This is a genomic window from Burkholderia sp. GW821-FHT14F03, assembly GCF_058803765.1.
On sequence record NZ_JBXAPG010000017.1, the window covers coordinates 72,391 to 86,114 of the forward strand.

The 13,724-nt window shown below is 70.8% G+C and carries 12 protein-coding genes and 1 pseudogene; 4 read left to right on the forward strand and 9 right to left on the reverse strand.

Going from position 1 to position 13,724, the window contains the following annotated elements; translation table 11 throughout:
* Nucleotides 1-898 precede the first annotated feature (898 nt).
* The gene (locus AC1RQF_RS13935) at nt 899-2,221 is read left to right on the forward strand and encodes an autotransporter strand-loop-strand O-heptosyltransferase (protein ID WP_492872269.1); all 1,323 of its coding nucleotides are present in this window, start codon (nt 899-901) and stop codon (nt 2,219-2,221) included.
* 497 nt (nt 2,222-2,718) lie between these two features.
* Here the strand turns inward: AC1RQF_RS13935 and AC1RQF_RS13940 are convergent, their stop codons facing one another.
* Nucleotides 2,719-3,042: a hypothetical protein gene (locus AC1RQF_RS13940; protein WP_492872270.1), complete on the reverse strand. Its 324-nt coding sequence runs from the start codon at nt 3,040-3,042 to the stop codon at nt 2,719-2,721.
* A 511-nt stretch (nt 3,043-3,553) separates the two neighbouring features.
* On the opposite strand from AC1RQF_RS13940, the gene AC1RQF_RS13945 reads away from it, so the two are divergent.
* Both AC1RQF_RS13945 and AC1RQF_RS13950 read left to right on the forward strand, forming a co-directional pair.
* Nucleotides 3,554-4,264, forward strand: a complete 711-nt coding sequence (locus AC1RQF_RS13945) for a YadA family autotransporter adhesin (RefSeq protein ID WP_273995396.1) — start codon at nt 3,554-3,556, stop codon at nt 4,262-4,264.
* A gap of 50 nt (nt 4,265-4,314) precedes the next feature.
* The gene (locus tag AC1RQF_RS13950; protein ID WP_273995394.1) at nt 4,315-4,602 is read left to right on the forward strand and encodes a hypothetical protein; all 288 of its coding nucleotides are present in this window, start codon (nt 4,315-4,317) and stop codon (nt 4,600-4,602) included.
* A 173-nt stretch (nt 4,603-4,775) separates the two neighbouring features.
* On the opposite strand, the gene AC1RQF_RS13955 is transcribed toward AC1RQF_RS13950, so the two are convergent.
* Both AC1RQF_RS13955 and AC1RQF_RS13960 read right to left on the reverse strand, forming a co-directional pair.
* Complete coding sequence (locus tag AC1RQF_RS13955) at nt 4,776-5,507, reverse strand: response regulator transcription factor (protein ID WP_273995393.1); 732 nt, start codon at nt 5,505-5,507, stop codon at nt 4,776-4,778.
* Nucleotides 5,508-5,514: 7 nt separating this feature from the next.
* On the reverse strand, nt 5,515-7,119 hold the full coding sequence (locus tag AC1RQF_RS13960) for an ATP-binding protein (protein ID WP_492872286.1): 1,605 nt from the start codon (nt 7,117-7,119) through the stop codon (nt 5,515-5,517).
* Here AC1RQF_RS13960 and AC1RQF_RS13965 point away from each other — a divergent pair.
* Nucleotides 7,093-7,368, forward strand: coding sequence for a hypothetical protein (locus AC1RQF_RS13965; protein WP_273995392.1), 276 nt, complete (start codon nt 7,093-7,095; stop codon nt 7,366-7,368). The two genes, AC1RQF_RS13960 and AC1RQF_RS13965, sit on opposite strands and share 27 nt — an antisense overlap.
* Before the next feature lie 303 nt (nt 7,369-7,671).
* Here the strand turns inward: AC1RQF_RS13965 and AC1RQF_RS13970 are convergent.
* The 6 genes and pseudogenes from AC1RQF_RS13970 to AC1RQF_RS13995 all read right to left on the reverse strand — a co-directional run.
* A pseudogene (locus AC1RQF_RS13970) lies at nt 7,672-8,315 on the reverse strand (LuxR C-terminal-related transcriptional regulator); the annotation flags it as partial.
* A 132-nt stretch (nt 8,316-8,447) separates the two neighbouring features.
* On the reverse strand, nt 8,448-8,903 hold the full coding sequence (gene sicP / locus AC1RQF_RS13975; protein ID WP_273995391.1) for a chaperone SicP: 456 nt from the start codon (nt 8,901-8,903) through the stop codon (nt 8,448-8,450).
* 53 nt (nt 8,904-8,956) lie between these two features.
* Nucleotides 8,957-10,432: a type III secretion system effector BopA family protein gene (locus AC1RQF_RS13980; RefSeq protein WP_492872271.1), complete on the reverse strand. Its 1,476-nt coding sequence runs from the start codon at nt 10,430-10,432 to the stop codon at nt 8,957-8,959.
* Nucleotides 10,433-10,999: 567 nt separating this feature from the next.
* Nucleotides 11,000-11,803 carry a thioesterase II family protein gene (locus AC1RQF_RS13985; RefSeq protein WP_273995388.1) on the reverse strand — a complete coding sequence of 268 codons (804 nt, stop codon included), beginning with the start codon at nt 11,801-11,803 and terminating at the stop codon, nt 11,000-11,002.
* A complete protein-coding gene (locus AC1RQF_RS13990) occupies nt 11,800-12,714 on the reverse strand; it encodes an alpha/beta hydrolase (protein ID WP_273995387.1) in 915 nt (304 codons plus the stop codon). Before AC1RQF_RS13990 ends, AC1RQF_RS13985 begins: the two co-directional genes overlap by 4 nt.
* A 55-nt stretch (nt 12,715-12,769) precedes the next feature.
* Nucleotides 12,770-13,675: an NAD(P)/FAD-dependent oxidoreductase gene (locus AC1RQF_RS13995; RefSeq protein WP_492872272.1), complete on the reverse strand. Its 906-nt coding sequence runs from the start codon at nt 13,673-13,675 to the stop codon at nt 12,770-12,772.
* Between the last annotated feature and the right edge of the window lie 49 nt (nt 13,676-13,724).

A 13,724-nucleotide genomic window follows, 5' to 3' on the forward strand; every position in this document is an offset into this window, starting at 1 on the left:
GGCAAAAACGCTACGCAGCAGTCAGATCACGCATCGACGATCTGATCGTTGTGATGGATAACGCCGCCTGCATCGCGCTGAAGACACTCATCGACTCAACGCCCTGCTTCCCCCGCCTGCTGGCTCCATGTGACGGCGCGCCTCCCGTTTATGCGAATAAACGCTACAGGTATATTTCAACGTCGGCCGATCTATATCGCATCACTGAATTTCTCGATAGCTTGCCGGCCTTGTCTGGGGATTGACCTCGTTTCACGGAAAGGAGGCCGCCCGTATCGGCGGAGGCATCTGTATTGCCGCCCTATCGGCGCGACCACGCCGAAGCCGTCGACGGCCCGGTTGGGCCGTTCCGTGATGTCTTGCCCGACGCGGCGCCGGAACACCGGCGCCTGCCGCGAATCCGGGCGGCACCGGGAGATTCGGCGGCCGGGCCGATCCTCCACCAGCGCGGCAAGGAAGCCGGGCCGCCGAATATCACGCTGATCGATCAGGCGAAGGCTCGTCCCCCCAGGCGGATTCCCTCGCGAATGCCGCCACGCCTCGACAACCCGCTTTCCCGCTTCCGACGATGCGGCGCACGCCGCCGTGCTGCGCTTGTCGCGCACGTCCGCGCCACGCGACCGACGCCGCGCACCGGATATCGGTGATTTACCCGACGCGGACGCGGCGTCCGCCTGAAATAATCGCGGCCCATGCTTCATCGATCCGATGCACGAACGCGGCCTGCACCGATCCGCGCCGCTGTGTCACGCCATCCGTCAGTCATCCGAATCGTACCGAACACCGCCATGAACGCTCACCGCATGCGCCCGCACCGAACGACCGCCCGCTGCTACACGCCGCGCCGGTCGCACGTCCCGCCTCGTCGCGACGTTTCTTTCCTGACACGATCATGACCATGTACGGATCTCTCTCCTATGCCGACGGGCACGGTGCGCCCCGCGCGCCGAAGATCACGGTATCCGGCCCGATGTTGCCCATCGGCCCCTATGCTCCGCCCGTACACGATCCGCGCACCTGTGCCCCGCCGCCCGCAGCCGCCCCCGTTCCCGAACCGGCGGACACCCGACGCTTCGTGGCCCCGCCCGACCTCCCGACCTGGACGGGCTTCGACGGGATGCGCTTCGATTTCAACGACGGTTGCCGCATCGCGTTGCCGGACGGGGAATGGACCGTGCGCCTTCGCGATGGGCAGACCGACACGATGCTGTTCGACACGCGCATCGGCGCGGGCCAGGTCACGAGCACGAAAAAGCATTTCGTGCCGTTCTCGATCGAAATCGACGCGGGGGCGCGGCGCGTGTTCGAACACCGGTTCGACGCGCGCGACAAGCCGGTGCTGATGCAGTTTCAGGCGGACCGCCCCGGCGAAGCCCTCGGCTGGTTCAGCTATGCGGTGCAGTTCCAGCGTCGGCACCACTGCCGGCTCACCTGCTCGATGCCGGAACCCTTGCTTGCGCTGTTGAAGCCCGGCTATCCCGACATCGCATTCGTGACGCCCGATGACGTCAGGCCCGAGCAGTACTACGCGACCTATCGGCTCGGGCGCTTCGGCGGCGCGCAGGCGCACGCCTATCAGCCGAGCCCGCCGCAGCTCGTCGGCATGCATCGCAGCGCCGCGTACATGCTCGGCGTCGAGCCGCGTGAAACGCCGCCGCGCATCGCGCTCGCGCACGACAGCCGACCGCTCGCGCGCCGCTATGTCTGCGTCGCCGCGCAAAGCGCGTGGCGCGCCGCGCGCTGGGAACGGCCGGGAGGCTGGCACGCGTTGCTGCGGTGCCTGACGGACGCCGGCTACGACGTCGTCTGCATCGATTCCCCGTCGCCCGCCCTCGTGGACGAAAGCAGCGTGCTCGCGCGCTACGCGCACGGCTTGCCACCCGACCTGCCGTGGGTCGAACGTGCGCGCTGGCTGCGCCATGCCGAATGCTTCATCGGCGTGCCGGGCGACCTGCCCTGGCTCGCGTGGGCGGTCGGCACGCCGACCGTGCTGATCGGCGGCGTCACCCACCCGGTCAGCGAGTTCGGCACGGCCCACCGGGTCATGAACGGACACGCCTGCAACAGCTGCTGGAACGATCCCGGCGCGGCGTTCGACGAAGCCGACCCGTCGTCGTGCCCGCGCCACGCGGGAACCCTGCGCCAGTTCGAATGCGCGCGGCTCATCAGCGTCGAGCAGGTCAAGCACGTGCTGCGCGCGATTCCCGGCATCGCCTGCTGAGTGCCGGAACCGTCCCTCGCCCCGCCCCTTTCGCTTCATCCCATCGCCATGAGATATCGCTGCTGTTCTTTCTCCCGTCACGAAGCAGGCACGAGGCGCGCCGTTTCACCCCCTCGATCGCGACGGCTCGCGCGCCTCGTCTGTTCGTCCATCGCGCCGCTGGCGCTCGGCTTCGCGGCCGACGCGTGCGCCGTCGTCCCCGGGCCCGGCGATCCGCGCGCGGATCTGCTCGCGGCCATCCGGGGCGGCGTCGCCTTGCGACCGGTGAACAGCGCGCAGCCCGGATCCAGGCCGGCAACCCGCGTGCCGCCCGCATCCCATGATCTGGCCAGCGTGCTGCGGAACGCGCTCGAGTCGCGCCGTGAGTTCCTCGAACCCTCAATGCCCTCGACGCCCTCGACCCCCGGGTCGCCGATCGATCCGGGATGGTTCGACAGCGAGGACCCCGCGTCCTCGCCGCCGCCGTCGAGACACACGCCCCACGGGCCTGCCTCTCCTCACCCCGCGTCGCCGCACGCCTTCACGCAGCCGCCGACCGGATCGGGGCGGCCGTCCCCGGTCCCCGCGACGTTCCCGCCCGATTCCCCGTCGCCCGCACACGCGTCCGTGGTCACGATGCCGGCCGCTTCGCATCGCGCCCCCGTGCCGCCGCCCCTGCCGGGCGGGTCCGGACGCCCGCCGTCCGTGCATGCAACCGTGGTCAACACGCCCGTCGCGTCGATCCACAGCCCCGTGCCGCCTCCGCCTGCTTGGCCCGATCCGCCTTCGTCCCTGCATGCGTCCGTAGCCAACACGCCCGCCGCGTCGATCCACAGTCCCATGCCGCCTCCCGCGTCGAGCGGTTCCGGACTGCCGCCTGCATCTCCTTGGCCCGATCCCCCGTCACCCTTGCACGCATCCGCGGCCAACACGCCGGACGCGTCACCGCACAACGCCATGCCGCCTCCCGCGTCGCGCGGTTCCGGACTGCCGCCTGCATCCCCTTGGCCCGATCCCCCGTCGCCCTTGCACGCATCCGCGACCAACACGCCGGACGCGTCACCGCACAACGCCATGCCGCCTCCCGCGTCGCGCGGTTCCGGACTGCCGTCTGCATCCCCTTGGCCCGATTCCCCGTCGCCCTTGCACGCATCCGCGGCCAACACGCCGGACGCGTCACCGCACAGCCCCGCGCCGCCTCCCGCGCCAAGCGGAGCCGAACTGCCGCCTTCACCCGCATGGCCCGATCCGCCCTCGCCACTGCCGGCCTCCGCCACGACCACTCCGGCCGCCTCGCCGCCCGTCGCCCCCGCGGCGGGACGCCCCGCCTTCGTCCTGCGCGATCCGCCGCGGGTGCCATCGTGGCGGCGAAGCCCGCGCACCGCCCCGTCGCCCGCGCCGTCGGCTGCCTCCCAACCCGCCGCACCGGCGCGCGACGCCACGTCGTTCGTTGCGATCCACTCGACCTCCGGGCCGCCCTCGGCGACAGGCGAGCACGCGATCGCCGTCGGCGCGCATGCAAGCGCCGGGGCACAGGACGCCTTCGCGGGCGGGCGGCATGCACGCGCGGATGGCGCGCGCTCGCTCGCCCTGGGCGCGGACGCGCACGCCTCCGGGCAGCGCGCCGTCGCGCTCGGCGCGGGCGCGGTCGCGGACCGCGACAACACGGTCTCCGTCGGTCGGCCCGGCGACGAACGCCAGATTGCGCACATCGCCGCGGGCACGCACGGCACCGACGCCGTGAATGTCGCGCAGCTCGGCGCGGCCATGTCGAACGCGCGCACCTATACCGAGCAACGCCTCGGCGACCTGCAACACAGCATCACCGAGACGGCGCGCAACGCCTATTCCGGCGTCGCCGGCGCGGCCGCGCTGGCGATGCTGCCCGACGTCGATCGCGACAAGACCCTGTCGATCGGCGTGGGCGGCGCGGTCTACAAGGGCCATCGCGCCGTTGCGCTCGGCGGCACCGCGCGCATCGGCGAGAACCTCAAGATCAAGGCCGGCGTCGCGCTGAGCGCCGGCGGCAACACGGTCGGCATCGGAATGAGCTGGCAATGGTGATCGCCGCCCGCGCACGGCCCCCCTCGAACCCTGTCAAGAAGGCATACCCCATGACGCCATCCCGCCCCCTTCCCTGGATGCTCGCCGCGCTCGTCGCGTCGGCCGTCGGCCTGGGCGGCTGCGAACGCGCCGCCCCCGACGCGGCGCGCGGCGGTCCGCCCGACGTCGCCAGCGATGCGTCGGCCACGGCGCAGCGGCCCATCTACATGGACGAGTTCAACGACACGCTCCGTTCGATGGAAGGGCCATGCAACGACGGCCATATCCAGCACGGCTGGGGCCTCTTCGACACGATCGAGGCTCCGCCGCGCGTCGACGCCCCGACCCTGCTCACGTGACGCGTCGCCGCTCCAGCGCACTCGCGCATCGATGGCTCCACGTCGTCGCGGCGGGCGAGAGCCGGCCGTCTCCGCAGATCCCCCTCCGCGCCGGTCAGCGCGTCAGACGCGTCAGACGCGTCAGACGTATCAGGCGCAGCGCGCGCCGCATCGCCCCGCGCGCGGACACGCCGTCACGCCCATAACGTCTCCACCTTCTGCGCGCCGAAGTAATAGCCGATGCCGCGTTCGGTGCGGATCAGCGCCGGCTGCTTCGGATTGCGCTCGATCTTCCGGCGCAGGCGCCAGATCTGCATATCGATGGCCCGATCGAACACGTCGTCGCACGCACGCGTGCATTCGAGCAACTGGGTGCGCGTGACGATGCGCGACGGCGAACCGAGGAAACATGCGAGCAGGTTGAACTCGCTGACGGTCAGCGGCACCTCCCGCGCGTCGCGCGACGACAGACGCCGCGTCTCCAGGTCCAGGGTCCAGCCGTCGAACTGGTACGCGCGCGGACGCCTGCTGCGCACCGGCGTCGCGGACGGCCCGGTCCGCCGCCACAGCGCGCGCATGCGGGCCAGCACCTCGCGCAGCGAATAGGGCTTCGCCAGATAATCGTCCGCGCCGAACTCGAGGCCCATGATGCGATCCGCTTCCTCGTTGCGGCCCGTCAGGCAGATGAGCGGAAAGCGATACGAATCGCGCCAGCCCAGCAGGATGTCGATGCCGTCGCCGTCGGGCAGGCCGAGATCGAGCAGCACCATGTCGTAGTCGCGCCGCGCCACCGAAGCGACCGCGTCGGCCGCGGTCCCGACGCCGTCCACGGTCATCCCGTGACCCGCGAGGTAGTGGCAAAGCAGGCGCCGCATCGGCGCCTCATCCTCGACGACGAGCACGGCCGCCATTTTCATCGTATCCATCGTTTCCTCATCCCGGCCGCCCTGCGCCGCGGTGCCAATCCAACGCGCCCGCGCCGCCCGCCGCCGGCAAGGTGAGCCTGAAACGGCTTCCTTTGCCGCGCCGCGTCGCGACCGCGATCTGCCCGCGATGCGCGATCGCCGCCCCCGCAACGATCGCGAGGCCGAGCCCGGTGCCCGCCGCACCCGGGCGCTGCGTATAGAACGGCTCGAAGATCCGGTCGAGCGGGTCGGCCTCGATCCCCTCGCCGTCGTCGCACACTTCGATCCACGCCGCGCCGGGCGGCCACGGTTCCCCGATCACGGCATCGAACGCGTCGGCGGCGGACACGCCGCCGCCGACCCGCACGCGCACTGTCGTGCGCGCCGCGCGCATCGCATTGCCGACCAGGTTGACGAGCGCGCGCGCCACCTGGCTGCGGTCGGCGACGAGCACGCGCCCGACGTCGCCGCACCGGACGACGGCGATGCCGCGCCGTGCGCCGGCGTGCGCGCCGCGCAGCACCTCGTCGACGATCTCGTCGACGTCGACCCGCGTCAGCACCGGCTCCCCGCGCCGCGCCGCGAGCAGCACCTGCATCGCCAGATCGCGTCCGAGCCCGACCGCGCGGTGCACTTCATCGAGCGACGCATCGGCACGCTCGCCGCGCGCGAGCTGCTCGGCCGCATATTCCGTATAGCCGTCGATCGTCGTCAGCACGTTGTTGAAATCGTGGACGATGCCCCCCGCGAAGAACCCCAGCGACTCGAAGCGGCGCGAACGATCGATCTGTTGCGCAAGCCGGCGTCGCTCGCTCGTGACGATCGCGATGCACATCGACAGGATCGCGACGCCGATCAGGTCGACCTGCAACGCCCAGACGCCGTGGCCGTCGTGGTGGAACGCATAGGGGCCGCGCCCGCTCAGCGTGAGCGCGATCAGGCCGATCGCGGCGGCCGCATTGCACTGGGACACCAGCAACAGGCCGCCTTCCAGCGCGACCCAGCACAGCGACAGCGCAAGCAGCGCACGCGCGATCTCCGCCTGGTCGCGCCATATCGACGCACAGCACAGCGCGCCGAATACCGCGAGCATGGGCAAGCCGCTGCGATGCCGCGACCACGCCGCGCGACACGCGCGCGCGTTCCAGGTCAACAACGCCGGCAGCAGCGCGAGCAACGCGAGCGCGTTCGCCGCATAGGCGCGCGACCATTCGCTCGACCACGCGCGGCCGTTCATCCACACCGACAGGATCGCCGCGGCGAGCGTCGCATGCAGTGCCGCCACGCCCACCGGCAGCAGCAGCACGAACAGCGCGAAGCCGCGCAGCGTGGCGCCGCCGCCGATCGTCACGTAGCGCCGGGCCAGCCATGCGCCCGCCACGGCCTCGATCACATTGACGGCGGCGAACAATGCGTCGACGTGCCACGGCACCCAGTCGAGCGACCCGGCGAGGAGCAGCGTGGCGAACAGCGCCGATGCGCCGAGCCATTGCGTCGACGGTCGCTCGCAATGCAGCAGCAGCGCGATGCCGAGCACCGGCGCGGGCCATACCACCGCGGACAGGGTGTGATTGAGCGAGGTGCACGCGCCGGGCCGCGACAACAGATGATTCGCGTAGAACAACAGCAGCAACAGCACGACGGCATTCAGCATATCGCCGCGCACGAAGGCGGCGGCGTGAGGCTCGGGCGCGGCGAACGCGGCGCGAAATCGCCGCGCCTGATCCCTATCGTTGGCGTTTTCCTGCATGGGTCGTCTCACGTGCGCGAATACGCAGCCGTCTTCGCGTCGGGCCGCATTCGATCGTCATCGCATGCGCGTCTGTTCATGTCATGCGCCGCCGAGGCGGAAGCGGTGACCCGGAGCGAGACCCGCGGCTGACGGCGGCTTCGCGCTTCCCTCGATACCGGCGTCGCCCAGGCACGCACGAGGCCGAAAAGACGCACACCGCGCGACAACCCACGGCCGGGTCGCGCCGAGGGAGCCGGTCAATCTCGTCTACCGCCCGGCCGCCGGCAACGTCGAGGACGTCGAGGAGGAGGCCGGGCGGCCGCCCGGGGTGCCCGGGCGCGCAGCGTTCCCGACGGCCGACGACAATGAGAGGGGAAGAGACATGGAAAACGCGACGCATCGCCGCGCACGCGGGCGCGGGACGCGCGCGAATCGCCCGGCGACCGCGCCCGTCACGGCCGGAACGCACCGGCATCCGCATAGCCGTTTCGATACGCCCAATGGATGACGTTCGCGATGTTGTGCGCATCGAGCTTCTGCATGAGCCGCTGCCGATGACAATCGACGGTTTTCGGGCTGATGTTCAGCAGCGACGCGATCTCGCGGTTGCGCATCCCGTCGGCGATCAGCTTCAACACCTCCTTTTCGCGACGCGTCAGCTCGTCGTCGGACGCGCGCGGCGCGCGGCCGCCTACTGCCGACGTCACCTTCGCCTCGTCGAGCAGCGGATCGATGTAGGTGTGACCGCCCATCACGCGCGCGATCGCCCGCACCATGTCGTCGGTGCCGCACCACTTGGTCAGATAGCCCGACGCGCCGTCGCGGAGCGCGTCGGCCGCGCGCGCCTCCGAGCGAAGCGCCGTGAACACGACGAACCGGATGCCCGGCTGCGCGCGTCGGATCGCGCCCATTTCCGGCAACGGATCGCCGCCCCACAGCATCAGGTCCAGCAGCACCAGATCCGGCCGGTCGAGCCGGCAGCGGTCGCGCGCCGCGTCCATGTCGGACACGCCGCGCACGTCGATGCCCGCGTACCGCTCCCGCAGCACGACCTCGACGCCGTTGCGCACGATCGGATAGTTGTCCACCACCAGCACTTTTTCACACGGTCTATTCGCGTCCATACTCGATTCTTGATTGCTCACCTGTTCCCTCGTCCGACGCCGGACGAACGGTTCCGCGCGCGCATCGTCGATCCGGCGCGTGAACGGGAAGGTAGCCCGCGTATGTCACGGAATGATTTCAGCGCGAAGCCGTTCGTCCGTCGCCTGCGCTCGCCATTGCGTCTCGCTCGCGCCGGCGTCCCCGAACGCGACGAGCAGGTGTTCCAGGCGGGTCGCGAAGGCGTCGAACGCATCGACGAAGGCGTTCGCGTCCGCGCCAAGCCGCGCCATCGGGACGCGCTCGATCAACATGAGCGCGCCCGTCTCCTCGTCGTATCCGATGCCGCCGCCCGCCTCCGACACGTCGAGCGTGGCCGCCAGCACCCGCTTGCAGAATGCGGCGGATGCGTATTCCGGACACTCGCCGAGCATCCCGTACAGGATCACCGCCTTCTCGACGCGGCGCAGGGAGATCATCAGCGTCCCGTCGAGCAGCAGGAAACATTGTCCGTGGGCGTCGAATTCGAGCGGCAGGCGAACTCGCCCGGCCAGGGCGGCCAGGCATTCGGAAGGCAGGTTCATGGCGTGGGGTTCCCGATCGGTTGTGAGGGTCGTGACGGTTCGGCCCGGCGGCCTCACGCGGCGATCGCGATCGACATGAATGCCTCGATCTGTTCGATCATCGCCTGCGCGCTCCGCTGCCTCAGCGCCGCCCGGTCGTCCTTCGGCGGCGCGTCGAGACGGCGCGCGAGGGTCTCGACGAGGACGCCGGCCTTGCGCGTCAGCGCGGCGACGTCGTCGCCGGCGGCCGGCGCGCAGCGCCGCATCGCGTTCGCGAGATCCGCGTCCGCGCGATCGAGGCGCGGGTCGGACAGCTGCGTGAAATACGCGCCGAGCCGCTCGACCTGCCGGGCGCAGTCGTCGAGGCGCGCGGCGCGCGCCGGGTCCGGCCCGGCGGCGGAGAACGCCTGCCAGGCGTCGCGGACCGACGGCCTGTCGCACAGCGCCGCGCAATGGCGCGCGATATCGGCGCGCTGCCGGTTCAACGCGTCGATCCGGGTCTGGACGGCTTGCGCGTAGGCGTGGGCGCGATTCGGGTCCTCGGAGATCCAGGCGGCGGCAAACGGCACGAACCGTTCGGCGCCGCCCGCGCGCAGCACGCGCAATGCGACCGCCGCGCAGTTCTCCTGCGTGCTCGCCATCCGATACGACAACGCGCCGTCCGCCGAGCCCTGCTTCACCGCGCGCGCATCGCGCAGGATCGCGCTCTCGTCCAGGCCGAACAGCACGAACCGCGCCTCGCCGGCCGACCCCGCCTTGTCCGGATTGCGGCCGATCGCGGGGAAATACACCTTGCGCGCGCTGAGCCCCCATTCCCGCGACGCGTCCGCCTTCTGGGCCGCCTTGGGAAAGAAACGCGCATCCGCGATTTCCTCCGCGCTCGCGTAGCGATAGCCGTCCGCGCGGATCTTCTCGCGCGCCGCGGCCCCGTCCTGGAGCTTCTGCTTCGTCTTGGGCGACAGCTCCGACTGCTTGTCCGACCGATAGTTGCCCAGGGTCAGCGACGCGACCTGACTGAAGGGCCGATCGCTCACGGGGCGGCTCGGCCACCAGCTGACGTGCTCGTACACATGCCGCGCGACATCGGCGGCCGCCTGGTTCTTGATCGTGATCGACGCGTGCCCGGGATGCGAGAAGCCACGGGACTCCCACGACCGGAAGACGATGTGGCGCGCCAACGGCTTGGCCGCGCCGCTGCCGTGAAAGTGTTCGGCGATCGACACCATGCTGCTCACCAGACGCCGCTCCAGCGCCGCGCCGTCGCGGCGCGCGCCGTGTTCGAACGCCGCCTGCGCGGCCTGCGCGCCGTAGCGCTTCGACAACGCCAGCACGAACACCTCGAGCGTGCGGCGATTCTCCACGCGCACCTGCTCGACGTAGCGTCGGACGGCGTCGCACTGCTTCAACAAGGGCACGTGGGCGAGGAATGCGAACACGCGCTCCTTGACGCCGAGTCGCGCCGCCGCGGCGACCGGGCCCTGCTCGCCGTTGCCGATGACGACGCGGTGCCCCGAACGCGCGCATGCGACGAATGCGCCGATATTCATCATTCCGTTCTCCGATTCATCTGGGAAAGACCGCGCAAATACAGGCGTCCACCCATGCTAAACACGTTCCGCGCGGCGTGCTTTCGATTTTGTGCAATCCCGCACGGCGCAATCGATTCCGGATTCGCGCGGCGCGCGGCGGCTCGACGACACGGCAGGACGCCATGCGTGCGTTCGGCGGGCAAATGGGGCAGCGGACGCCCGCGCCGTGCGCGGGCTGGCCAAACGACGGCGGGAAGGAATGCACGCGGCGCTTTCCGGAATGAGCGAGCGGCCTGAGCGGCATCGGCCGCGCATTCGACGCCGCCGGAAGCGCCCGGCCCCGCAAGCCGAGGACGCCCGGGCGCATCCCGCGGAAAACCCGGGCGACCCGACCGCCCTCGCGAACCGTCGGACGATGCTGTCCGGGTACGATCCGTCCCGGCGCGCAGCAGGGTTGCGTGATCGAATCGACGCGGCGGATCGATGTCGATCCGGGCGATCGCGTCGAGCCCCCGGCCTCTCGGGGCGGGCATTCGGATCGGCGGGCGCGTCGAGGAACCCGATCGATGCGTCCGGCCGCGCGTCCGCTCAGCGCGCGTCGAAGCGGCGCGGAAGGTTCCGCCCCGGCGCGCCGATCCGTTCCAGTTCCTCGTTCAGGATCTCGAACACCCGGTCGGCCCGCCCGCGCAGGAAGAAATGGTCGCCGGGCACGATTTCCTCGCGAAACCCGCCCGTGCCGTAGTCGCGCCACGACGCCGCCGCCGCGACGCTCCCCGCTTCGTCCCGCCCGCCCAGCGCGACGATCCGGCAAGCGAGCGGCGGCCTCGGCGCGGGCCGGTACATCTCGATGGCCTCGAAATCCGCGCGCAGGACCGGCAGAATGATCTTGACGATGTCGGGTTGCGTCATCACGTCGTCCGGCGTGCCGTTCATCCGCATGACCTCTTCCAGGAAGCGATGATCGGGCAGGCCGTGAATCGGCGGATCGGGGTCGTCCAGATGCGGCGCGCCCCGCCCGGCCACGATCAGGCACGCCGGCTGCGGCAGGTGTCGTTCCCTCAGGCACTGGGCCACCTCGAACGCCACGCTCGCGCCCATGCTGTGCCCGAACAGCGCATAAGGCCGGTCGAGCAGCGGCGCGATCGCGGCCGTCGCCTCGTCGGCCAGCTGATCCACGCGGTACAGCAGCGCATCGTGAAAGCGCCGCCCGCGCCCCGGCGGATGCATCGGCCGCACATCGACCGTGGCCGGGAAGCGTTCCGCCCAGCCCCGAAACACCGTCGCGCTCCCGCCCGCGTAGGGAAAGCAGAACAGCCGCAGCGTCGCATGCGGGCCGGCCGGCGGGGCATCCACCCACGTGCTGCCGCGCGCCGGCGTCCATTCGTAGCTCATGCCGCCACCTTGCGGATGAATCCGCCGGCTTCCCGGATCGCCGCCCTCGCCTCGGGCAGCATGGGCGTCAACGTGGCCCACGCATGCGGCAGCCGCCGCCACACCTTGAAGTCCACTCCGACGCCGGCTTCGCTCGCCTTCCTGGCCACGCGCGCGGCGTCGTCCAGCAGCACCTCGGAATCGCTCGCCTGAATGAACAGGTCGGGCAAGCCCGCATACTCGCCGTAGAGCGGCGAGGCGACCGGATGATCGGCGGCGGTGTCGCCGAGGTAGTAGCGGGAAAAATTCTTCACCGCGACAGCCGTCAGCATCACGTCGGACGCATCGTTCGCGGCGAGCGACGCCCCCGTCGCCGCCAGATCCGTCCACGGCGAGAACAGCACCGCGCCGGCCGGCAGCGGCTCGCCCGCGTCGCGCAGCGACAGCAGCAGCGCCAGCGCCAGCCCGCCTCCCGACGAATCGCCCGCGACCACGATCCGGTCCGGCCTCACGCCGTCGTCCAGGAGCGCGCGATAGGCCGCCAGCGTATCGTCGACGGCGGCGGGAAACGGATGCTCCGGCGCGAGTCGGTAATCGAGCGAGAACGCGCGCGCATCCGCTTCCTGCGCGAGCGCGGCGGCCACGGTCCGGTGCGTCAGCGGGGAACAGAAGCAATAGCCGCCGCCGTGCAGGTACAGGATGACCCGCCCGGACGCATCGCGCGGCGCGTCGCCGTCCGGCTCGATCCACTCGCCGCGCACGGCCTGCGCGTCGAGCTGGCGCACGCGCCAGCCGCGCGGCGGCTTCGCCTCGCCGCGCGCCCACTTCGCGCTGCGCGCGCGCATGTCCTGGGCCGTCAGGGTCGGCTTGCGGGTCAGGGATTTGGCCGTCCGGCGCAACAGCCACGAGAAACATACGTTTTGCCAACTCACAGATCGGTTTCCGATAAAGAGAAAAGGGAGCGCCCCGGCGCGACGCGCAGGCGCGTCACGCGAACACCAGCTTGCGATGCGCGGCAATGCCCGCGAGCGCGCCGTTGCCGATCGCGAGCGCCACGGTGCCGCCCCGGTGCGTGATGTCGCCGCACGCGAACACGCCCGGCACCGAGGTCTCCATCGCATCGTCGGTGCGCACGTAAGGTCCGAGCGGCCCCGCCTCGATCACGCAGCCCAGCTGTTCCGCGACGGCGCTCGACAGGCGCATGCGATTCATCGTGAACAGTCCGTCGAACACGAGGCGGCGTCCGTCGACCAGTTCGACGCTCGCGCGCTCGACGATGCGCGCGACCCGCTCGGGCACGATCTCGACGCCCCGTTGCGCGAGCGCCTCGCGCTGCGCCTCGTCGGGCTCGAAGCTGCCGTCCGTCAGGAACACGGTCTCGCCCCACTCGGGCATCAGCATCGCCGACAGATACGACAGCGGCCCGCTCCCGAGCACGCCGATGCGGCCCTGGTCGAGTTCATAGCCGTGGCAGTACGGGCAGTGGAATACGCTTTGCCCCCACCGTTCGCGCAGCCCCGCCAGGTCCGGCAATTCGTCCACCACGCCGAACGCGAGCACCAGGTGGCGCGCGTCGTAGCGTTGTCCCGAGGCGCAGTGGAGTGCATAGCCGGTGTCGGTCCGCTCCGCGCGCACGACGGTATCCGCCCGCCATTGCGCATTCGGATAGGCGAGCAACTGCGCCCGGCCGTCCGCCGCGATCGCGTCGGGCGAACGGCCGTCCTGGCCGATCACGCCGTGCGAATGCGCGGCGAAGCGGTTGCGGCGCGCGCCCGCGTCGATGACCAGCACGCGCCGGCGCGCGCGCGCGATCTGCAGCGCGGCGGATTGCCCGGCGTGACTGCCGCCGATCACGATGACGTCGATGGGCGTCGTGGATGCTTCAGTGTTCATGGATCAGGTGTCCTGGGTCAGGGGTGAATCGGATGGCGCGCGGGCGGCC